Source organism: Sulfitobacter aestuarii (assembly GCF_042685005.1).
GTDB lineage: Bacteria > Pseudomonadota > Alphaproteobacteria > Rhodobacterales > Rhodobacteraceae > Sulfitobacter > Sulfitobacter aestuarii.
Map to the genome: position 1 here is coordinate 49,122 of NZ_JBHUMP010000014.1, position 19,355 is coordinate 68,476.

The window sequence follows — 19,355 nt, forward strand, 5'->3', positions numbered from 1 at the left end:
GGGGCAGCATGGCCCGGCCGCAGCCCCCTGAAACGCAAAAAGGCCGGAGCGCCAAACGCTCCGGCGAAAAAAGTGGCAAACGGGCCGCAAGGTCAGTTCGGATCCGACACGTCGGAGCCGCGTTTGAAATCGCCCACCGTGTGGTTTGGCGGTGCGATGCCCGAGCAGACCGGCTTGCCGAATCTGTCGAGCCGCGCCGAGAGATAGCCCTCGACCCCGTCATCAATGATCCAGTGATCACAGCCATTGGGATCGACCCAGATCCCGGCCTGCAACTGGCTCAGATGTTTCATCCCGAGACCCCGGTCATGGGTCTTGTCCGGTCCATGGCCGCGGCCCGGCCCGGCTTCGTAATCCACGCAGGCCGACAGGGCGGCAGCGCAGGCGGTGATCAGAATCAGTTTACCGTTCATCCCTCGGACCTTCCCTCAGCGAATGCAGATGATTTCGACGCGGCGGTTCTTGGCCATGTCAGCGGCGGTTGTGTTGGGGGCGGCGGGCATACGCTCGCCATAGCCGCGCACATCCGCGATCCGGGCCCCGTGGGCCTGCGCGACGCGGGCCACCGCATTGGCGCGGTTCAGCGACAGGCGCATGTTATAGGCATCCGAGGCACGGCTGTCAGTATGGCCGGTGACGATATAGGATACCGCCGTGGTGGATTTGAAGAATTGCGCCAGCCGCGCCTTGCCGCGCGCGCTGATCCGATAGCTGTCTGTTGCGAAGAACTGGTCGGTCTCCATGACGCCGCAGATATTGCCGCGACGACAGACCGGGAGGCCCTCCCGCGTGAGATGCGGCGACATATAGCCTTCCGCGCCGTCGTCCATCACCCAGTGCTCACAGCCGTCCGGATCGACCCAGATCGCCGGGACATAGACACCGTCGTCACGGCCCTGCTGCGAGGAAGCCTGCGCGTCCGCCGCCCCGACCTGCAGACCGAGAGACACGACCGCCGCCGGAACCGCCACCCGGCGCATCACACTGGAAATCGTCACCAGCACCATATTCACCTCACCACTTACCAAAGCTACGCCCCGGCACATTTTTGCCGGGGTTTTGAAAGATTGCGGTCAGAATAAGGCAAGCGAACCGCCGTTTAAAGCGCCAAATCCCATATATTGTGGTTCGATAAGAACAAATCCCCAGGATTGGCGTGGACTGTCAGACCAATCGCAACAGTGCCGCGTTTCAGCTGCGCAAGAGCACCAGGTCAGATTTCCCGGGCGGTCAGCGAATTGCGCTGCGCGCCGACGATTCCCACCCTGGCGATGTCGCCGATCGCGGCATTAGCCTCGTCGATATGCACCGCGTGCAGATATTCCGACTTGCCCACCATCTGCCCCGGATTGCGACCGGGCTTTTCCACCAGCACCGACAGCTCGCGCCCGACCATGCCCTGCTGGATCTCTTGCTGCTGCTCGAAAATAAGGCCCTGCAACCGCTGCAGCCGCGCATCGGCGACCGCCGGATCGACTTGGGCGCGTTCCGCTGCCGGGGTGCCGGGGCGGGTCGAGTATTTGAACGAATAGGCATAGCCGTAGCGCACCTGCCGGACCAGCTCCATCGTGGCTTCGAAATCGGCGTCGCTCTCTTCAGGGAAACCGACGATGAAATCGCCCGACATCACGATATCGGGTCGCGCGGCGCGGATCTTCTCGATCAGACGCAGATAGCTCTCGGCGGTATGGCTGCGATTCATCCGCTTGAGGATGTGATCCGAGCCCGATTGAACCGGCAGATGCAGATAGGGCATCAGCTTCTCGATCTCGCCATGCGCGGCGATCAGGTCATCGCCCATGTCGTTGGGATGGCTGGTGGTGTAACGAATCCGCTCCAGCCCGTCGATCTTGGCCAGCTCCCGGATCAACGCCGCCAAAGTCATGCCACCATGGTAAGCGTTGACGTTCTGACCCAACAGCGTCAGCTCGCGCACCCCGCGCCCGACCAGGTTGCGCGCCTCGTCCAGCAATTGCGCGGCCGGGCGGCTGACCTCTGCGCCACGGGTATACGGCACCACGCAGAAGGCGCAGAACTTGTCGCACCCTTCCTGCACGGTCAGAAACGCCGCCGGAGCGCGCTTCGCCTTGGGGCGCGACTTCAGATGTTCAAACTTGTCCTCTTCGGGAAAATCGGTGTCGAGCGCCTTGCTCCCCTCCCGCGTCTTCGCCTCCATCTGCGGCAGCCGGTGATAGGATTGCGGCCCGACCACCAGATCGACCGCGGGCTGTCGGCGCATGATCTCCTCGCCCTCGGCCTGCGCAACGCAGCCCGCCACACCGATCTTCAGATTCGGGTTCAGCGCCTTCAGCGGCTTCAGGCGGCCCAGCTCGGAATAGACCTTCTCCGCCGCCTTCTCGCGGATGTGGCAGGTATTGAGCAGGATCATGTCGGCGTCTTCCGCCGTCTTGGTCTCGACATAGCCCTGCTCGCCGAGCGCCTCGACCATGCGTTCGCTGTCATAGACGTTCATCTGGCAACCGTAGGTCTTGATGAAAAGCTTCTTCGGAGCGGTCATGGCGGAAATCCGGGGATGATGGGGGCAGGTCCGTCCTCTAGCAGCGCCGCGCCCGTCTTGCAATGCTGCGGGAATTGGCCAAGTCTGCGTCAGACCAGGCCAGACGAGGATACATGCAGTTCAGCAATCTTAACCATCTCATCAGGGGAGCAGGCGCGCGGCTTGCCGCCGGGCCGCTCGCGATCGTGTTCGTGGAGGATGACGTGGAGATCGACACGACCCTGCGGCACCTGCAACAGGCCGGTTTCCGCGCTGTACTGGCGTTGATGCCACCGGACTTCCCCCTGTCGCGCGATCTGCAGGAAAGCGTGCTGCGTATCGATTACGACGCCACTGCCGAACAGGCGGTCGAAACGGCGGTGAACCGACTGATCGAGGCGGCCCCAGGAGTTTGGCTGCATTACTGTTTCAACGCGGAATACCTGTTCCACCCCTTCTGCGAAAGCCGCAACATTGTGGAACTGCTCGACTTTCACAGCGAAGAGCGCCGCGATGCGATGATTACCTATGTGGTCGATCTCTATGCCGATGACCTCGCCCGACATCCCGATGCGGTTTCGCTCGACAGCGCCTATCTCGACCGGTCAGGCTATTACGCGCTGGCGCGCATCGATCCGGCGCAAGACGGCGGCCCCAAGGACCGTCAGCTCGATTTCTTCGGCGGATTGCGCTGGCGTTATGAAGAGCATGTGCCGCCCGCCCGGCGCAAGATCGACCGCATCGCGCTGTTTCGCGCCAAGCCCGGGCTGCGCCTGCGGGCCGATCACACGTTCAACGATGAGGAATACAACACCTTCGCCTGTCCCTGGCATCACAACATCACTGCCGCGATCTGTTCCTTCCGCACCGCCAAGGCGCTGAAACGCAATCCCGGAAGCAGCGATCAGATCGAAAGTTTCACGTGGCACAATTCAGCACCGTTCGAATGGCATTCGCGGCAATTGCTGGATCTGGGGTTGATGGAGCCGGGGCAATGGTTCTGAGCGACGCCTTCTAAGGCGGACACACGCCCGCGCGCGGGTCAGCGGGATTTGCGGCGCAGGCGGATCACGACATCGACACTGGCAATCTCGGCCCCCTCGGGCGCGTCGGGCAATCGCGCGATCACCAGCTCCTCGCTGGGCGCATCGCTCAGCCGGTCCTCGTCTTCCCAGAAGAAATGCGGATGGTCATGGGTGTTGGTGTCGAAATAGCTTTTCGACCCGTCCACCGTCACCTCCTGAAGCAGCCCGGCATCGCAAAAGGCCCGCAAGGTGTTGTAGACCGTGGCCAGCGACACGGCCTCGCCCTGCCCCTTGGCCGCCTCGAACAGGCTCTCGGCCGTGACGTGACGGTCCTGCCCGTCGCCGACCAGCAGGGTCGCCAAGGTGACGCGCTGGCGCGTCGGGCGCAACCCGGCACGGGCCAGCCATTCGGTTCCGGTGCGTTGCTGTGCGTCGGTCATCACCGCCTCATTGCGAATTCACTGTGTATATAAGGACTGAAAACGCCGGTTTTCAATTGAAAATCTGCCTCGCGCTCGGCAAGCCGCCCGAAACCGCCGCCCGGCGGCCCGGCAATCGTCGGCTCATTTCGGGCTAATCCGATGAAACCAGCATCATTTTCATTGCCGATGCACTAAGGTTTGGTCCAGCCTGCCGCCGCCCGCCCTTGCAGGAGCCCCAAAGCCTCTGCTAGATCAGCCCAATCTGATGTGACCCTCGAAGGAGACGCGCTTTTATGGCCGATTACCCCACCAGCTTTGACAAAGAGGGTCTGCTGAAATGCGCCCGGGGGGAGCTTTTCGGCCCCGGAAACGCACAATTGCCCGCGCCGCCGATGCTGATGATGGACCGCATCACCGATGTTTCCGCCGATGGCGGGGCGCATGGCAAGGGGCATATCACCGCAGAATTCGACATTACCCCGGACCTGTGGTTCTTTGAATGCCACTTTCCCGGCAACCCGATCATGCCCGGCTGTCTCGGCCTTGACGGGCTGTGGCAGCTCACCGGTTTCAACCTTGGCTGGCGCGGCTGGCAGGGGCGCGGCTATGCGCTGGGTGTGGGCGAGGTCAAGCTCACCGGCATGGTGCGCCCGGACCGCAAGATGCTGACCTACAAGATCGATTTCACCAAGGCGATCCAGACCCGCCGCCTGACCATGGGTGTCGCCGACGGGATCGTAGAGGCGGATGGCGAAGTGATTTATCAGGTCAAGGACATGAAAGTGGCTCTGTCCGAAAGCTGAGCGGTGCTGCGCCGCCCCCGGCGCCCCCCTCACCTCAGAGCCGCGATTTTCAAAAACAGGAGTGCGCCATGCGCCGCGTCGTCGTTACAGGACTGGGCATCGTCTCATCCATCGGAAACAATGCCGAAGAGGTCCTCGCCTCGCTGAAAGCGGGCAAGAGCGGGATCGAGGCCAGCCCGGAAATGATCGAACACGGCTTTCGCAGCCAGATCGCGGGCACGCTCAAGATCGACCCTTCCGAGCATATCGACAAGCGTACCCTGCGCTTCATGGGTCCGGGTGCCGCCTATGCCTATATCGCCATGGATCAGGCGATCGCCGATGCCGGGCTTGATGCGGATCAGGTCAGCAACCCGCGCACCGGCCTTGTCGCGGGCTCCGGCGGGCCATCGACCTCGGCGATCAAGGTTGCGCATGACACCGTGGAAAAGACCGGCGCGACCAAGCGCATCGGTCCCTTCGCGGTGCCCAAGGCGATGTCTTCGACCGTCAGCGCCAACCTCTCGACCGCCTTTAAGATCAATGGCATCAATTATTCGATCACTTCGGCCTGCTCGACCTCGCTGCATTGCATCGGCAATGCCGCCGAGCAGATCATGCTGGGCAAACAGGATGTGATGTTCGCCGGTGGCGGCGAAGAGCTCGACTGGACGCTGTCCTGCCTGTTCGACGCGATGGGCGCGATGAGCAGCAAGTATAACGACGCGCCCGAGACCGCCTCGCGCGCCTTTGACGCGGGCCGCGACGGATTCGTGATCTCGGGCGGCGGCGGCATGGTGGTTCTCGAGGATCTCGAACATGCGCTGGCGCGCGGAGCGCGGATCTATGCCGAGGTTACCGGCTTTGCCGCGACCTCCGACGGTCATGACATGGTCGCACCCTCCGGTGAGGGTGGCGAGCGGGCCATGCGGCTGGCGCTCGAAACCCTGCCCGAAGGGCGCGAAGTCAGCTATATCAACGCCCATGGCACCTCGACCCCGGTCGGAGATGTCGGCGAGATCGAGGCGGTGCGCCGGGTCTTTGGCCAGGGCAGCACCCCGCCGGTGAGCTCGACCAAGTCGATGACCGGCCATGCCCAGGGCGCCGCCGGTGCATTGGAGACGATCTTCTGCCTGCTGATGCTGCAGGACGATTTCATCGCCCCTTCGATCAACATACAGGAACTCGACCCCGCGCTTGATCCGTCCGAAATCGCGCTCGAACGCGTCGATGACGCCGGGCTCGATTCGGTGATGACCAATTCCTTCGGGTTCGGCGGCACCAATGGCTCGATGATCCTGTCCAGATACAAAGGCTGAGGCCGCTATGACTGATCTGCTCAAAGGCAAACGCGGCCTCATCATGGGTGTCGCCAATGAACGCTCCATCGCCTGGGGCATCGCCAAGGCATCGGCCGAGGCCGGGGCCGAGCTCGCCTTCACCTATCAGGGCGAGGCCTTCGGCAACCGGGTGAAGCCGCTGGCCGAAAGCGTCGGCAGCGATTTCATGGTCGATGTCGACGTCACCGACGATACCTCGCTCGACGCCGCCTTCGAGCAGCTCGGCGCGCGCTGGCCCAGCATCGACTTCGTGGTCCATGCCATCGCCTATTCGGACAAGAACGAGCTCACGGGGCGATTGCTCAATACCTCGCGTGAGAATTTCAAACGCACGATGGACATTTCCGCCTATTCCTTCATCGAAGTGGCACGCCGCGCGCATCCGCTGATGGTGGAGAACGGCGGCACGCTGCTCACCCTGAGCTATCAGGGCTCCAACCGCGTGGTGCCGAATTACAACGTCATGGGGGTCGCCAAGGCGGCGCTGGAAAGCGCCACGCGTTACCTCGCCAATGACCTCGGCCCCGAGGGCATCCGCGTCAACGCGATCTCTCCCGGCCCGATGAAGACGCTTGCCGGGGCGGCGATCGGCGGGGCGCGCAAGACCTACAAGCACACCGACCAGAACGCCCCGCTGCGTGCCAACGCGACGCTCGAGGCGGTCGGTGGCACGGCGGTCTACCTTATCTCGGATGCAGGTGCCTGCACCACGGGCGAAGTGATCCGCGTCGATGGCGGTTTCCATGTGCTGGGCATGCCACAGGCCGAGCATCTCTGAGCAAAGTTGCGTAAGGTGGGTGCAACCCACCCTGCGTCACCGCAACGGGTCGGTCTGCCAGAGCCAGACCTTCAGCCCCCCATGCGCCACCGGCGCGCCCTGCGCCTTGAAGGGCAGACCCGTGGCCTTGGCCAGCGGCGGCTCGCTGGTGATGATGCCGACACGCCAGCCCCGGAACCGCTCCTTCAACGTCTGACCGAGCGTGCCATAGAGCGGATAGAGCAGCTTCTTGTTGCCGATCCGCCCGCCATAGGGCGGGTTCACGATCACCAGACCGGGCGCGCCCTCGGGACGCTGCAGCTCGTCGGCGGCGTGATTTTCGAACCGGCAATAGTGCGCGAGCCCGGCGCGTTCGGCATTGGCCCGGCTCATCCGGATGGCCCCGGCGTCGCGGTCCGACCCGAAAAAACACTGCTCCGGCGCGGGCATTCCGGCAGGGCTCTTCAGCATCGCCTCCCAGGCTTTCGCGTCGAAACTGGCCAGTTGCTCGAAAGCGAAGCTGCGCGAGCGGCCGGGGTTCAGCCCGGCGGCGATCTCTGCCGCTTCGATGGGGAAAGTGCCGGAGCCGCACATCGGGTCGACCACGCTTTCAGCCCCGTCATAGCCACATTGGCGCAGAAACAGCGCCGCGAGGCTCTCGCGCATCGGCGCCTTGCCCACGGCTTCCTTGTGACCGCGCCGGTGCAGCGGCTCGCCGGAGGTATCGAGGCTGAACATCACCTGATTGTCGTCGATTCGCACTTTCAGCGTCAGCTCGGCCTCGGGCGAAATCGTCGCGCCGAGCGTCTCGCGCAGCGCCGTCTCGATGCGCTGGCTGGCGGCACCGGCATGGTAGATCTTCGATTTCTTGCAGGTGACCTGCACCCGCAGCGGCACATCGCGGCGCAGCACCCGATCCCAGGGGAACTTGCGGGCCCGCTTGTCGAGCTGCGCGAGGTGGAAGGCCATGAAGGAGCCGATCCGCGCCAGCACCCGAGTGGCACCGCGCAGCTCGAGATTGGCACGCCAGACCTCCCGCCAGCCGCCCTGCAGCGTGACGCCGCCGGGCTGCGGCAGCACCGCGGCAAAGCCCTTCTCCCGCGCCTCGTCGGCAAGCAGCGGCTCAAGGCCGGGCGGGCAGACCAGAAAGATCTCGAATTCGGATGTGTTGTTCATGCCGTCTGCATAGGGCGTCTGCGGCATGGCTTCGAGGGGAAACTTGGCGTTGCGGCCCAAGACCGGCGCTTTCGCGGCAGGTGAGCAGGGCACGGGGGTTTCACACCCCCGGACCCCCGTGAGGTATTTCCGGTCAGAAGAAGCCGGGCGGGAGTCGCCGCCCGTGCCGCTTCAGGCGATCTTGACCAGTTCGATGTCGAACTGCAGATCCTTGCCCGCCAGCGGGTGATTGGCGTCGAGCGTGACGGTGGCGTCATCGACCTCGACAACGGTGACCGGCAGCGCCTGGCCATCCGGGGTCTGCATCTGCAGCTGGGTGCCGATTTCCAGCGGGATCTCCGCCGGGATGCCTTCGCGCGGCACGGCCTGGCGCATTTCCGGGTTGACCGGACCATAGGCCTCGGCGCTGTCGATGTTGACGGTTTTCTTGTCGCCGACATTCATGCCCGGCAGCGCGGTGTCGAGACCGGGGATGATCTGGCCCGAACCGACGACGAATTCCAGCGGGTCGCGTCCTTGCGAGGAATCGAAGGTGCTGCCATCGGTTAAGGTGCCGGTATAATGAATGTGTACGGTATCGCCTGATTTGACTTCGGCCATCGAGAACTCCAGAGATGTAGGGGAAATTGCGGAGGCCGCGTATCTGCGCGGGTGCTCCAGCTCGCGCGTAACCTGCCGAATGTGTCGGCAAGTGTAAACCCCGGCCTCCTGCAGAGCGGTATTTCCGGTCTTTCCGGCCGCCCGTCGCCATGTCAGACTGGAGGCGATCAGCGAGGAGCCTTCATGCCCGTTACAACCTGTGTATTCGATGCCTATGGCACCCTGTTCGATGTTGCCGCCGCCGCGCGGCAGGCCGCGAGCGAGCCGGATTTCAGCGCCATCAAGGATGATTGGCCGCAGATCGCGGAGCATTGGCGACTGAAACAATTGCAATATTCCTGGCTGCGCGCGGTGACCGGCGCGCATGACGATTTCTGGCAGGTGACACAGGACGGGCTCGACTGGGCGCTGGAGAAGACCGGCCATGACGGCGCCCCTGCCCTTCGCGAACGGCTGCTGGCGCTCTATTGGGAGTTGCAGGCCTATCCGGAGGTGCCGCGAATGCTTGGAGCTCTGAAAGAGGCCGGGTTGAACACTGCGATCCTGTCGAACGGTTCTCCTGAGATGCTGCGCGGGGCGGTTGATTCGGCGCAGATCGGGGCGCTGCTGGATGATGTGCTGTCGGTGCAGTCGGTCGGCGTGTTCAAGCCCGATGCCAAGGTCTATGACCTCGTCGGCGCCCGATTTGGCTGTGGCCATGACGAGGTGCTTTTCGTGTCCTCCAACGGCTGGGACGCCGCCGCCGCCAGCGGCTATGGTTTTACCACCGCCTGGGTCAACCGCGCGGGCGAGCCGGTGGACCGGCTGCCCTGGCGCCCGGCGCATGTGCTGAGCGATCTCACCGGCATTCCCGGACTGGCGGGACTCTGATGGCGCGGTTCAAGTCTTCTGACGGATTGTCGCTGAATTTTACCGATGAGGGCGCGGGCCTGCCGATCCTCTGCCTTGCCGGTCTGACGCGCAATGGGGCGGATTTTGACTATGTGACCCCGCATCTGGCGGGCAACCGGCTGATCAAGCTAGATTATCGCGGACGCGGAGGCTCGGACTTCGACCCTGACTGGCGCAATTACATCCTGCCGGTGGAATGCCGCGATGTGCTGGAGCTGCTGGACCATTTGTCACTCGACAGGGTCGCGATCCTTGGCACTTCGCGCGGCGGGCTAAATGCGATGGGGCTGGCCAAAGCGGCGCCCGGACGGCTGCTTGGCGTGGCGTTCAATGACATCGGCCCGGTGATCGAACCCCGCGGGCTCGAGTTCATCATGGGCTATCTCGGACGCAACCCGGCGGCCAAGACCCATGCCGCCGCCGCAGCCGCGCTCGCGCGAGTGTTTCCCGAATTCGAGGAGGTCCCCGAAAGCCGCTGGCACGAAGAGGCGGTCAAGCATTTCCGGCAGGACGATGACGGGCTGCGCATCACCTATGATCCGCATCTGCGCGATGCGGTCGAGGCGGCCGGGGCACAGGCGGCGCCGGATCTGTGGCCGTATTTCGAGGCGCTGGCGGGCCTGCCGCTGGCCTGTATCCGAGGCGCCAATTCTGACCTGCTGAGTGCGGAGACGCTGGCCGAGATGCAGCGCCGCCGCCCCGATATGATCGTCGCGCAGGTGCCGGGGCGCGGGCACGTGCCGTTTCTGGATGAACCCGAGGCCGTTGCGGCGCTGCGGGAGTGGGTGGAGTTGATGACGTCGTGAATATCGAAATGATCCGCGCGGCGGCGGCGCGGCTTGAGGGCCATGCGCGCCTCACACCGCTGCTGTCCTCGCCGTTTCTGGACGAGATCGCCGGGCGGCAGGTCTGGGTAAAGCCGGAATGCCTGCAGCATACCGGATCATTCAAGTTTCGCGGCGGTTATGCGGCCATTTCGGCGCTGGAGCCGCAGATCCGCGCGCGCGGGGTAATTGCCTATTCCAGCGGCAATCATGCGCAAGGTGTGGCGCTGGCGGCAAAAATGCACGGAATCGAGGCGGTGATCGTGATGCCGCAGGACACGCCGCGCCTGAAGATTGCCAACACCCGTGCCTTCGGCGCCGAGGTGGTGCTTTATGACCGCGAGAACGAGGACCGCGGCGCGATCGGGCGCGAGATTGCCGAGACCCGCGGGCTGAGCCTGATCAAACCCTTCGATGAGCCTGAGGTGATTGCCGGTCAGGGCAGCACCGGGCTGGAGATTGCCCGGCAGGCGCGCGCGTTGGGCATTACCCAAGCCGATGTGATAGTCTGCTGCGGCGGCGGCGGGCTGTCGAGCGGGGTCGCGCTGGCGCTGGAAGCCGAGGCGCCGGGGCTGCGGGTGCGCACGGCTGAACCGGAGTTCTATGACGATACCGCCCGCTCGCTGCAATCGGGGTGGATCGAGAGCAATGCGCGGCGCGGCAATGCGCTCTGCGATGCGATCGTCACGCCGCAGCCGGGAGACTTGACCTTTCCGATCCTCAAACGGCTGGCGGGTGCGGGGCTCGTGGTCAGCGATGACGAGGTATTGCAAGCCATGGGCCATGCCTTCAACTGGCTGAAGCTGGTGGCCGAGCCCGGCGGCGCGGTGGCGCTGGCGGCGGCGTTGTTCCGGGCCAACGAAATCGAAGGCGATGCGGTGATCGTCACGATCACCGGCGGGAATGTCGATCCGGGGATATTTGCCCGGGCGCTCGACCGGTTGCGCTGAGCCGGGACGGGGACGCCTCGCCGGGGTGAAGTGCTTTCTGTGAAAGTTCCCGCGTGATATGGTCGGGAATACGGTCGGACGCAGCGGCTCTGCTCGATAGGATCGGTCGAGGCGCTGCGCGACGGGCCCTGCGCCACGTTCCGCCTGCCCTTGTCCGTCTGAAAGGAGACGATCATGCATCTTTTCGATACCGGCGAGGTCCGCCTGCACTACCGAGTCGACGGGCCAGAGAGCGGGCCGACACTGGTCTTCGCCAATTCGCTCGGCACGGATCTGCGGCTCTGGAACCCGGTATTGTCGCATCTGCCCGAGGGGCTGCGGATCGTCCGGTATGACAAGCGCGGCCATGGTCTCTCCTCCTGTCCGGGGGGGGATTATCACATGGGGGCGCTGATCACCGATGCCGAGCGGCTGCTCGATCATCTCGAGGTGCGCGATTGCGTCTTCGTCGGGCTCAGCGTCGGCGGTATGATCGCGCAGGGGCTTGCGGTGAAGCGGCTCGATCAGGTGCGCGCGCTGGTGCTATCCAATACCGCGGCCAAGATCGGCAACCGTGCGATGTGGGCCGAGCGGATTGCGGCGGTGCAGGCGGGAGGCATCGAGAGCCTTGCCGATGCGGTGATGGAGCGCTGGTTCTCGCCAGGTTTCCGCGCCACGCCCGAGCTCGAATTGTGGCGCAACATGTTGGTGCGCCAGCCCGCGACCGGCTATGCCGGGGTCTGCGGCGCGATCTCGCACAGCGATTTCTACACCACCACCGCCAGCCTGCGCCTGCCCGCACTCGGCATTGCCGGGGCCGATGACGGTTCGACGCCGCCGGATCTTGTGCGCGAAACCATCGAGCTGATCCCGGCCAGCCGCTTCGAGTTGATCCGCAAGGCCGGGCATCTGCCCTGTGTCGAACAGCCCGAGGAATATGCCCGCATCCTGACCGAGTTTCTCAGGAACGTCGGACATATCTGACCCCTCTGGGGCCCTGCCCCGCCATCTCGCGCCTGACGTCCAACAGACACGGAAAGACCCCACATTTGTCCGCATCGCTTTTCGACAGCCCGCTCCATGCCCAGCTCTTCAGCACCGGTGAGACGGGGCGGCTGTTTTCCGATTCCGCCGCGATCCGCGCCATGCTGCTGGTCGAGGGGGCGCTGGCCAAGGTGCAGGGCGCGCAGGGCGTGATCCCGGAGCTCAGCGCCGCGGCGATCCATCGCGCGAGCCTCGAGATCCAGGTCGATCCGGGCGCGTTGGCCGGGGCCACCGGCGAGAACGGCGTCTGCGTGCCGGGGCTCGTCGCCGCATTCCGCAGCGAGATGCAGGCGCCGGAACATGCGCAATTCGTGCATTGGGGGGCGACCAGTCAGGACATCATCGACACCGCGCTGATGCTGCGCCTGCGTCAGGCGCTGGTGCTGGCCGAGAATGACCTGCGCGCCATTATCACGGCGTTGGCCAAGGGCGCTAGGGCCCATGCGGCGCTGCCGATGCCGGGGCGCACCTATGGGCAATTTGCCACCCCGACCTCTTGGGGCGCGGTGCTGTCGGGCTGGGGGGAGCCGTTGATCGATGCGCTCCAGGCGCTGCCGGACCTGCGCCGACACGCGCTTTATGTCTCGCTCTCCGGGGCGGCCGGGACCGGTTCGGCGCTCGGACCGAGGGCGGCGGAAACGCGGCGCAGGCTGGCCGAGGCGCTGGGACTGCACGATCCGCAGCGCAGCTGGCATGACGATCGCAGCCCGGTACTGCGGATTGCCGATTGGCAGGGTCAGGTGATGGCAACGCTCGGGCGGATGGGACAGAGCCTGATCGGGCTGACCGGCAGCGGCATCGAGGAGGTGAGCCTTGGACATGCCGGCGCCTCCTCGACAATGCCGCAGAAGCAGAACCCCGTCGGCCCCTCGGTGCTGGTGGCGCTGGCGCATCATTTCAGCGGCAGTCGCGCGAGTCTGCAGAGTGCCGCGATGCACCAGCATCAGCGCGACGGCGCGGCGTGGTTCGCCGAATGGCTGGCCCTGCCGTCGCTGAGCCTGAGCCTTGCCGCCGCATTGGCCCATGCGCGGACCCTGGCCGAAGAGATCGCGCCGCGTCCCGTGCAGATGCATGCGGCGCTCGAATCGAACCTCGGACTGATCCATGCCGAAGCGCTGAGCTTCGCGTTGTCGGCATTGATGCCCCGGCCCGAAGCGCAGAAGGCGACAAAGATGCTCTGCATCGAGGCGCAGGAGAAACAGGTGCCGCTAGAGAAACTGGCCCGCGCCGATTACCCGGCCCTGCCCGCCGCGCTGTTCGACGCGGCCACCCAGATGGGTCAGGCCCCGGCGATGGCGCGGGCCTTCGTGACGCGGGCATCACGGCTCTGACCATGCGTCACCACGCTTGGCACTTGCGCGATCCGGAAAGGCTTGTCAGGCTCGCGGAAAGCTGACCCTCTGCCTTTGAGAAAGGATCCGCCGTGACGCTGATCAAAGCCGCCGTCTGTCATGAATTCGGCGCTCCGCTGGTGATCGAGGAGGTCGCGCTACGCGCGCCCGAGGGCCGCGAGCTCGAAGTGACGCTCGATGCGGTGGCGATCTGTCATTCCGACATTTCCTATGCGGAGGGCGCCTGGGGCGGGTCGCTACCGGCGGTTTATGGGCACGAGGCGGCGGGGCGGATCAGCGCGCTCGGACCGGCGGTGCAAGGTCTGTGCGTGGGCGACAGCGTCGTGGCGACGCTGATCCGCGCCTGTGGCACCTGCCCGAGCTGTGCCGCCGGCCGCCCGACCGCCTGCGAAACGCCCTATGACGGGGACCGGGGGCCGCTCCGGACCCGGGAGGGCGGCAAGCTGCATCAGGCGATGGCCTGCGGCGCCTTTGCCGAGAAGGTCGTCGTGGATCAGAGCCAGGTGGTGAAGATCCCCGATGACATCCCCAAGGATGCCGCCTGTCTGGTCGCCTGCGGGGTGATCACCGGCATCGGGGCAGTGGTCAATGCCGCGCAGCTGCGGGCCGGGCAGGATGTGGTGGTGATCGGGGTCGGCGGTGTCGGACTCAACGCGATACAAGGCGCGCGGATCGCCGGTGCGCGGCGGATCGTGGCGGTGGACATGTCACAGGACAAGCTGGCGGTGGCGCGCGACTTCGGCGCCACTGACGGGGTGCTGGCCAGTGCGGAGAAACCCTGGCGCGCCGTGCGCGAGGCGATCGGCCGCGGCGCCGATGCGGTGATCGTGACCGTCGGGGCGATCCCGGCCTATGACAGCGCGCCACGCTACCTCGCGCCCGGCGGGCGGGTAATCATGGTCGGGATGCCACATACCGGCGCGCTGTCGCGCTATGAGCCGGTCATGCTGGCGGCCAGTGCACAGGGCATGGTCGGCTCGAAGATGGGCGAGGTGGTGGTGCAGCGCGACATCCCCTGGATGATCGATCTATATGGGCAGGGGCGGCTGAAGCTCGATGAGCTGATCTCGGGGCGCTGGCCACTGGCGCAGATCAACGACGCGATCGCCGATACCAAGGCCGGGGCGGCACGGCGCAACGTGATCCTGTTCGATCGGGAATGACCGGAACTGGGGGCGCTGCCCCCGGAACCCCCGAGGTATTTCGCGTCAGAAGAAACGAAGAGGGCGAACATGAAGCTGCAGGATCTCGACATCATCGTGACCGCGCCCCCGGCGCCAGGCTGGGGCGGGCGCTATTGGATCCTGGTGAAGCTGATCACGGCCTGCGGGATTACCGGCTGGGGCGAATGTTATGCCGCCTCGGTCGGGCCGGTCGCAATGCGGGCGGTGATCGAGGACGTGTTTGCGCGGCACATAGCCGGAGAAAACCCGGAGAACGTCGAGCTGATGTTCCGGCGCGCCTATTCCTCCGGTTTCACGCAACGCCCGGATCTGACCGTCATGGGGGCGTTTTCGGGGCTGGAGATTGCCTGCTGGGATATCCTCGGCAAGGCGCGGGAGCGCCCGGTCCATGCCTTGCTGGGCGGGAAGATGAACGAGGGCCTGCGCGCCTATACTTATCTTTATCCGCTGCCGCATCATGACACCGAGGTGTTCTGGACCTCACCCGAGATGGCTGCCGAAGCGGCGGCTGATTGTGTCGCGCGCGGGTTCACGGCGGTGAAGTTCGACCCGGCCGGGCCCTATACGATCCGCGGCGGGCATATGCCGGGCATGGCGGATATTGCCCAATCGGTGGCGTTTTGCGCCGCGATCCGCGACGCGGTGGGCGACAGGGCGGATCTGCTGTTTGGCACCCATGGTCAGTTCAGCACCGCCGGGGCGATCCGGCTTGGGCAGGCGTTGGAGCGGTTCTCGCCGCTGTGGTTCGAAGAGCCGGTGCCGCCGGATTGCATGGCGGAAATGGCAAAGGTGGCGGGCGCGGTGCGGATCCCGGTGGCCACTGGCGAGCGTCTGAGCACCAAGGCGGAGTTTGCGCCGGTGCTGCGCGCCGGGGCGGCGCGCATCCTGCAACCGGCGCTGGGGCGTGCGGGCGGGATCTGGGAGGGCAAGAAGATCGCCACATTGGCGGAGGTCTATAACGCACAGGTGGCGCCCCATCTTTATGCCGGGCCGGTGGAATGGGCGGCGAATGTTCAGCTTGGGCTGTCCCTGCCGAATATCCTGATGGTCGAGACGATCGAGACCGATTTTCATGACCGGCTGATCAGGGGCAGTATTCGGGTGGAGGAGGGTTTTGTCGCCGCGCCCGAGGCGCCGGGGCTGGGTATCGAGGTCGATGAGGATCTGGCGCGGGCGCATCCCTATCGGGGCGATGGGCTGCATTTGCAGATGCAGGAGGCGCCCTGTGATTATGTCAAAGGCAACAGCTTTGCCGGGGGTGCGCCGCCACTGAAAGACTGAGCGGCGCGCGCGGCGAAATGTTTCACGCGCGAAACATTTCGCGTTAACAATGGCTTAAACAATTGGCGGGATCATCTGTCCGCAACCACAGTCTGACGCTGCGCGCCCAAGCCCTCGATCGCGCACTCAACGACATCGCCTCGCTTGAGGTAAAGGGGCGGCTTCATGCCCATGCCGACACCCGGGGGTGTGCCGGTGGAGATCACGTCGCCCGGATGAAGGGTCATCAACTGGCTGAGATGGGAGATGATCTGCGCGACGCTGAAGATCATCGTGCCGGTGTTGCCGCCTTGCCGGGTGATGCCATTGACGTTGCAGGAGAGGGCGAGCGCCTGCGGGTCCGGTATTTCGTCGGCGGTGACCAGCCAGGGGCCGATCGGGCCGAAGCTGTCGCAGCTTTTGCCCTTTGTCCATTGCCCGGTGAGGCCGGTCTGGAAATGCCGCTCGGAGACATCGTTGATCACGCAATAGCCCGCGACATGCGCCAGCGCACCGGCCTCATCAACGTATTTGCATGTGCGCCCGATCACCACACCAAGCTCGACCTCCCAATCGGTGGCTTCCGAACCGCGCGGCAGGATCAGGTCGTCCTGCGGGCCGCAGATCGCCGAATTGGCCTTGAGGAACAGGATCGGATGTTCGGGGATCGGCATGCCGGCTTCTTCGGCATGGTCGCGGTAATTGAGCCCGATGCAGAGGAACTTGCCGACATTGCCGACACAGGCACCGATGCGCTGTCCCTCGGGCAGCAGCGGCAGCGTTTCGGGGTCGATCCCGGCAATCAGGCTGAGACTGGCTTCGGTGAGGGCAGCGCCGTCGATGTCGGACAGCTGCCCGCCGAGATCGCGCCACTGCCCGTTCGCGTCCATGATCGCAGGACGTTCCCGCCCCGCCGCGCCGATCCGTGCCAGTTTCATTGCTTCCTCCCCCTGCTTCCGTGACGCCATGCAGCACGGAAATCCGGGCGCTGGAAAGACCGCGACCGCGGCCTGCGGCACTATTGCGCAGGCTGTGGCTTTCCTGTGTCGAGCAGCTCCCGCGCGGCTTGCACGACCCCCTCCCGCGAGGGCAGGGTCGCGGCATAGGCCGGGCCGGTGGCGATGAAGCTGTCCTCGGCGGTGAGGCGCGCAGACCGCTGTACGCCCTGCTCGGCCATCAGTGCCATCAGCGCCTCGGCCTGACCGCCGCTGCGACGGCATTCATCGACGATCAGAACCGGGCGCTCCCCGATGGCGGCGATCAGCGCCTCCTGCGGCAGGGGCGCGAGCCAGCGCAGGTCGATCACCCGGGCATCGACGCCCTGCCCGGCCAGATCATGCCGGGCCTGACGGCTGAGGTAATGGCCGTTGCCATAGGTCACGATCGCCAGATCATTGCCGTCGCCATGCACCCCGACCTCTCCCAACCCGATGCGCCTGTCCGGCGCCGGGTAGTTTCGCATCCAGGCGCCATCGCCGGGTTCGAGCAGATCGCGCATCGGGTAGAGCGCGATCGGCTCGACGAAGACCACGACCCGCTGCTCCTCGCGCGCCAGACGATGCGCCTCGCGCAGCATCAGCGCGGCTTCATCGCCCGAGGACGGGCAGGCGATGATCAGGCCGGGAATATCGCGCAAGACCGCGAGGGAATTGTCATTGTGAAAATGCCCGCCAAAACCCTTCTGATAGCCGAGCCCGGCGATGCGCAGCACCATCGGGTTGCTCCATTGACCGTTGGAGAAGAACGGCAGGGTCGCCGCCTCGCCGCGCAGCTGGTCTTCGGCATTGTGCAGATAGGCGAGAAACTGGATCTCCGGCATCGGGATGAAGCCATTATGGGCCATGCCGATGGCGAGGCCGAGAATACTCTGCTCGTCGAGCAGGGTGTCGATCACCCGGGCCGGGCCGAAACGTTGGTGCAGTTTCTGGGTGACGCCATAGACGCCGCCCTTGCGGCCCACATCCTCGCCCATCAGCAGGGTCTCGGGATGGGTGAGCATCAAGTCATGCAGCGCCCAGTTGATCAGCCGGGACATCGGCTGGGGAGCCTCGATCTGCGCCATGTCGCTGCCGAAGGCCTCGGCACGGGCTTCGGCGCTTGGGCCGTTGCTGGGCGCGCAGGGGCGCGGCGGCGGGATAAGGCTCGCCATGACATCGGCGGCACTGGCGAGGCGCGGCCGCTTGACGACTCGCTCCGCCTCGGCCGCGACCGCTTCACGGGTCTGCTCGTAGATCGCCAGCGCTTCATCGGCGGTAGCGGCGCCGCTCTCGTCCAGCAGCCGGGCGGAATGCAGCAGCGGATCATTGGCCTCGTCCGCCTCGACCTCGGCGCGCGGCAGGTAGGACGTGGCCACATCGGCGCCGGCGTGACCATAGAGCCGGACAGTGCGCAAGTGCAGAAACGCAGGCTTGCGGTGAATGCGGACATAATCGGCCGCGGCCTTGGCGGCACTATACGCGGCGTGCAGATCGAGCCCGTCGCCCTCGAAATACCGCAGGCCGGGACGGTGCCGCATCGACGCCTTGATCCAGCCGACCGGGGTCTTGGTGGAAATGCCGATGCCGTTGTCCTCGCACACGAAAAGCAGGGGCAGCGGCACGCCCTGCACCGCGGTCCAGCAGGCCGTGTTGATCGCACCCTGAGCGGTCGAGTGATTGGCCGACGCGTCGCCGAAGGAACACATGGCAATGGCATCGCGCGGCAGGATCGCGTGCTCGGGCCGGTTGCGCCGCGCCAGCCCGATGCTGTGGGCCGCGCCCAGCGCCTTGGGCAGATGGCTGGCGATGGTCGAGGTCTGCGGCGGGATCATCAGCGCGCGGCTGCCGAGCACCTTGTGGCGCCCGCCGCTGGTCGGATCCTCCGCTGAACAGGCAAAGCTGAGCAGCATGTCGCGCAGCATGTCCTGCCCGCCGAGCTGATCGGCGCGGGCAATCTGGAAAGCCGCGTCGCGGTAATGCAGAAATGCGATGTCATCGGGGCGCAGCGCGTGGGCCACGGCTGCCATGCCCTCATGGCCGCTGGAGCCGATGGTGTAAAACCCCTGCCCCTGTTTCTGCATCACCCGGCTCTGCAGATCGAGCGCGCGGCTCAGAACCTGGGCGCGGTAGAGGCTGAGCAGGTCCTCGGGCGCAAGCGACGCGGCAGCCCCTCCTGAAACGGGGAAATCCCGCGCGGCAACCCGGCGCAGGAAATTGTCATGAACGATGGCGACGCGGTCCATATCGACCTTCCACTGGTAAGAGATCATTGCCTCCGGCGGAGGTATCTGAGAC

At 65.3% G+C, this 19,355-nt stretch carries 19 protein-coding genes; 11 read left to right on the top strand and 8 right to left on the bottom strand.

Going from position 1 to position 19,355, the window contains the following annotated elements; all coding sequences use genetic code 11:
• Window positions 1–92: 92 nt before the first annotated feature.
• From ACFSUD_RS14830 to miaB, 3 genes are all read right to left on the bottom strand, one after another.
• A complete protein-coding gene (locus ACFSUD_RS14830) occupies window positions 93–413 on the bottom strand; it encodes a hypothetical protein (protein WP_386375278.1) in 321 nt (106 codons plus the stop codon).
• Between the two features lie 15 nt (window positions 414–428).
• Window positions 429–1,004 carry an OmpA family protein gene (locus ACFSUD_RS14835; RefSeq protein WP_386375279.1) on the bottom strand — a complete coding sequence of 192 codons (576 nt, stop codon included), beginning with the start codon at window positions 1,002–1,004 and terminating at the stop codon, window positions 429–431.
• A 209-nt stretch (window positions 1,005–1,213) separates the two neighbouring features.
• Entirely contained in the window at window positions 1,214–2,518 is a 1,305-nt protein-coding gene (gene miaB, locus ACFSUD_RS14840; RefSeq protein WP_386375280.1) for a tRNA (N6-isopentenyl adenosine(37)-C2)-methylthiotransferase MiaB, read from the bottom strand.
• Between the two features lie 113 nt (window positions 2,519–2,631).
• Here miaB and ACFSUD_RS14845 point away from each other — a divergent pair, with 113 nt between their 5' ends.
• Window positions 2,632–3,501, top strand: a complete 870-nt coding sequence (locus tag ACFSUD_RS14845) for a hypothetical protein (RefSeq protein WP_386375281.1) — start codon at window positions 2,632–2,634, stop codon at window positions 3,499–3,501.
• A 38-nt stretch (window positions 3,502–3,539) separates the two neighbouring features.
• Here the strand turns inward: ACFSUD_RS14845 and irrA are convergent, their stop codons facing one another.
• A complete protein-coding gene (gene irrA, locus ACFSUD_RS14850; RefSeq protein WP_386375282.1) occupies window positions 3,540–3,962 on the bottom strand; it encodes an iron response transcriptional regulator IrrA in 423 nt (140 codons plus the stop codon).
• Between the two features lie 275 nt (window positions 3,963–4,237).
• Between irrA and fabA the strand changes: the two genes are divergently transcribed.
• The 3 genes from fabA (at window position 4,238) to ACFSUD_RS14865 (ending at window position 6,844) form a co-directional block, all read left to right on the top strand.
• Window positions 4,238–4,747: a bifunctional 3-hydroxydecanoyl-ACP dehydratase/trans-2-decenoyl-ACP isomerase gene (gene fabA, locus ACFSUD_RS14855; protein WP_386375283.1), complete on the top strand. Its 510-nt coding sequence runs from the start codon at window positions 4,238–4,240 to the stop codon at window positions 4,745–4,747.
• Between the two features lie 68 nt (window positions 4,748–4,815).
• Window positions 4,816–6,045 carry a beta-ketoacyl-ACP synthase I gene (fabB, locus tag ACFSUD_RS14860; protein ID WP_386375284.1) on the top strand — a complete coding sequence of 410 codons (1,230 nt, stop codon included), beginning with the start codon at window positions 4,816–4,818 and terminating at the stop codon, window positions 6,043–6,045.
• 7 nt (window positions 6,046–6,052) lie between these two features.
• On the top strand, window positions 6,053–6,844 hold the full coding sequence (locus tag ACFSUD_RS14865; protein WP_386375285.1) for an enoyl-ACP reductase FabI: 792 nt from the start codon (window positions 6,053–6,055) through the stop codon (window positions 6,842–6,844).
• 36 nt (window positions 6,845–6,880) lie between these two features.
• Here the strand turns inward: ACFSUD_RS14865 and ACFSUD_RS14870 are convergent, their stop codons facing one another.
• Window positions 6,881–7,999 (bottom strand): THUMP domain-containing class I SAM-dependent RNA methyltransferase, encoded by a 1,119-nt coding sequence (locus ACFSUD_RS14870; protein ID WP_386375286.1) that lies wholly within the window; start codon window positions 7,997–7,999, stop codon window positions 6,881–6,883.
• Between the two features lie 171 nt (window positions 8,000–8,170).
• Complete coding sequence (locus ACFSUD_RS14875) at window positions 8,171–8,599, bottom strand: FKBP-type peptidyl-prolyl cis-trans isomerase (protein ID WP_386375287.1); 429 nt, start codon at window positions 8,597–8,599, stop codon at window positions 8,171–8,173.
• A 183-nt stretch (window positions 8,600–8,782) separates the two neighbouring features.
• On the opposite strand from ACFSUD_RS14875, the gene ACFSUD_RS14880 reads away from it, so the two are divergent.
• The 7 genes from ACFSUD_RS14880 (at window position 8,783) to ACFSUD_RS14910 (ending at window position 16,104) form a co-directional block, all read left to right on the top strand.
• Window positions 8,783–9,469, top strand: a complete 687-nt coding sequence (locus tag ACFSUD_RS14880; protein WP_386375288.1) for a haloacid dehalogenase type II — start codon at window positions 8,783–8,785, stop codon at window positions 9,467–9,469.
• Window positions 9,469–10,296: an alpha/beta fold hydrolase gene (locus ACFSUD_RS14885; RefSeq protein ID WP_386375289.1), complete on the top strand. Its 828-nt coding sequence runs from the start codon at window positions 9,469–9,471 to the stop codon at window positions 10,294–10,296. The genes ACFSUD_RS14880 and ACFSUD_RS14885 overlap by 1 nt, the downstream gene beginning before the upstream one ends.
• 8 nt (window positions 10,297–10,304) lie before the next feature.
• The gene (locus tag ACFSUD_RS14890) at window positions 10,305–11,264 is read left to right on the top strand and encodes a threonine ammonia-lyase (protein WP_386375333.1); all 960 of its coding nucleotides are present in this window, start codon (window positions 10,305–10,307) and stop codon (window positions 11,262–11,264) included.
• Window positions 11,265–11,438: 174 nt separating this feature from the next.
• On the top strand, window positions 11,439–12,227 hold the full coding sequence (pcaD, locus tag ACFSUD_RS14895; RefSeq protein ID WP_386375290.1) for a 3-oxoadipate enol-lactonase: 789 nt from the start codon (window positions 11,439–11,441) through the stop codon (window positions 12,225–12,227).
• A 65-nt stretch (window positions 12,228–12,292) separates the two neighbouring features.
• Window positions 12,293–13,618: a lyase family protein gene (locus ACFSUD_RS14900; RefSeq protein WP_386375291.1), complete on the top strand. Its 1,326-nt coding sequence runs from the start codon at window positions 12,293–12,295 to the stop codon at window positions 13,616–13,618.
• Window positions 13,619–13,710: 92 nt separating this feature from the next.
• Window positions 13,711–14,802, top strand: a complete 1,092-nt coding sequence (locus ACFSUD_RS14905) for a zinc-binding dehydrogenase (RefSeq protein ID WP_386375292.1) — start codon at window positions 13,711–13,713, stop codon at window positions 14,800–14,802.
• Window positions 14,803–14,871: 69 nt separating this feature from the next.
• Window positions 14,872–16,104: a mandelate racemase/muconate lactonizing enzyme family protein gene (locus ACFSUD_RS14910; RefSeq protein WP_386375293.1), complete on the top strand. Its 1,233-nt coding sequence runs from the start codon at window positions 14,872–14,874 to the stop codon at window positions 16,102–16,104.
• Between the two features lie 71 nt (window positions 16,105–16,175).
• On the opposite strand, the gene ACFSUD_RS14915 is transcribed toward ACFSUD_RS14910, so the two are convergent.
• Window positions 16,176–17,021, bottom strand: coding sequence for a fumarylacetoacetate hydrolase family protein (locus ACFSUD_RS14915; RefSeq protein ID WP_386375294.1), 846 nt, complete (start codon window positions 17,019–17,021; stop codon window positions 16,176–16,178).
• Between the two features lie 80 nt (window positions 17,022–17,101).
• Window positions 17,102–19,303: a thiamine pyrophosphate-dependent enzyme gene (locus tag ACFSUD_RS14920; protein ID WP_386375334.1), complete on the bottom strand. Its 2,202-nt coding sequence runs from the start codon at window positions 19,301–19,303 to the stop codon at window positions 17,102–17,104.
• Window positions 19,304–19,355 lie beyond the last annotated feature (52 nt).

What these genes read in the sequence shown, in the direction of transcription:
- ACFSUD_RS14865 (WP_386375285.1), top strand. Translation starts at nt 6,053, where the DNA reads ATGACTGATCTGCTCAAAGGCAAACGCGGCCTCATCATGGGTGTCGCC.
- pcaD (WP_386375290.1), top strand. Translation starts at nt 11,439, where the DNA reads ATGCATCTTTTCGATACCGGCGAGGTCCGCCTGCACTACCGAGTCGAC.
- ACFSUD_RS14880 (WP_386375288.1), top strand. Translation starts at nt 8,783, where the DNA reads ATGCCCGTTACAACCTGTGTATTCGATGCCTATGGCACCCTGTTCGAT.
- ACFSUD_RS14830 (WP_386375278.1), bottom strand. Translation starts at nt 413, where the DNA reads ATGAACGGTAAACTGATTCTGATCACCGCCTGCGCTGCCGCCCTGTCG.
- ACFSUD_RS14915 (WP_386375294.1), bottom strand. Translation starts at nt 17,021, where the DNA reads ATGAAACTGGCACGGATCGGCGCGGCGGGGCGGGAACGTCCTGCGATC.
- fabB (WP_386375284.1), top strand. Translation starts at nt 4,816, where the DNA reads ATGCGCCGCGTCGTCGTTACAGGACTGGGCATCGTCTCATCCATCGGA.
- ACFSUD_RS14875 (WP_386375287.1), bottom strand. Translation starts at nt 8,599, where the DNA reads ATGGCCGAAGTCAAATCAGGCGATACCGTACACATTCATTATACCGGC.
- ACFSUD_RS14920 (WP_386375334.1), bottom strand. Translation starts at nt 19,303, where the DNA reads ATGGACCGCGTCGCCATCGTTCATGACAATTTCCTGCGCCGGGTTGCC.
- ACFSUD_RS14910 (WP_386375293.1), top strand. Translation starts at nt 14,872, where the DNA reads ATGAAGCTGCAGGATCTCGACATCATCGTGACCGCGCCCCCGGCGCCA.
- ACFSUD_RS14885 (WP_386375289.1), top strand. Translation starts at nt 9,469, where the DNA reads ATGGCGCGGTTCAAGTCTTCTGACGGATTGTCGCTGAATTTTACCGAT.
- ACFSUD_RS14870 (WP_386375286.1), bottom strand. Translation starts at nt 7,999, where the DNA reads ATGAACAACACATCCGAATTCGAGATCTTTCTGGTCTGCCCGCCCGGC.
- fabA (WP_386375283.1), top strand. Translation starts at nt 4,238, where the DNA reads ATGGCCGATTACCCCACCAGCTTTGACAAAGAGGGTCTGCTGAAATGC.
- irrA (WP_386375282.1), bottom strand. Translation starts at nt 3,962, where the DNA reads ATGACCGACGCACAGCAACGCACCGGAACCGAATGGCTGGCCCGTGCC.
- miaB (WP_386375280.1), bottom strand. Translation starts at nt 2,518, where the DNA reads ATGACCGCTCCGAAGAAGCTTTTCATCAAGACCTACGGTTGCCAGATG.
- ACFSUD_RS14845 (WP_386375281.1), top strand. Translation starts at nt 2,632, where the DNA reads ATGCAGTTCAGCAATCTTAACCATCTCATCAGGGGAGCAGGCGCGCGG.
- ACFSUD_RS14890 (WP_386375333.1), top strand. Translation starts at nt 10,305, where the DNA reads ATGATCCGCGCGGCGGCGGCGCGGCTTGAGGGCCATGCGCGCCTCACA.